The organism is Vibrio sp. YT-19(2023), from assembly GCF_033337395.1.
Genome location: NZ_JAWOQN010000427.1, coordinates 1 through 743, shown reverse-complemented (window position 1 = coordinate 743; position 743 = coordinate 1). Strand labels below are relative to the sequence as shown.

The window sequence follows — 743 nt, the reverse complement described above, 5'->3', positions numbered from 1 at the left end:
CTTCCGTTTTAACCCGCAAAGCGATGTCTCTTTCCATAACAAAACCATGTCGGATGGCTCAAGCCAGTTACGCATTACAATCAATGGCTTGTGGAAGGAAACCATTCTGTACGAAACCATCATCATGAGCATTGTGTCGGAAGTTCGCAGCCGTCAACGTTGGTCAGATATCCCGTTCGAGCAGTTCCAAACCGTATTGGAAGACAAAGTTCGCTATTTGAAAGCCGAACTAGAACGTCGCAACATTACTAACTTCAAATTCGCAGATATGTCGACGCGTCGCCGTTTCTCTTTTCAAGCGCAGCGCACCATGCTGGAGTACTTAAGCAAGGAATTGCCACAATGCTTGACGGGAACCAGTAACTACCATTTGGCGAGAGAGTTAGATCTTACCCCAATTGGCACGGTTGCTCACGAGTGGTTTATGGGTCATCAAGCGTTAGTAAACGTACGTGATTCGCAGAAAATTGCCCTGCAACGTTGGCAAAAAATGTTTAATGGCGCACTGGGTATCGCACTGACGGATACCATCGGAATCGATGCATTTCTCAAAGACTTCGATGAAGAGTTGAGTCATGCGTACGTTGGCGTTCGTCACGACAGCGGTTGCCCATTCACTTGGGGCGAAAAGATGATTGCGCACTATGAGTCGCTTGGCATCGACCCGATGACGAAGACCCTAGTCTTTACGGATGGTTTGAACTTCGAGCAAGCGCTAGACATTTGTGAGCATTTCCAAGGCC

General features: G+C 47.8%; 1 protein-coding gene. It reads left to right on the top strand.

Annotation, left to right across the window (positions count from 1 at the left end; translation table 11 throughout):
• On the top strand, positions 1–743 hold a 743-nt coding region (gene pncB, locus R7E78_RS26330), incomplete at both ends, for a nicotinate phosphoribosyltransferase (protein ID WP_318058636.1).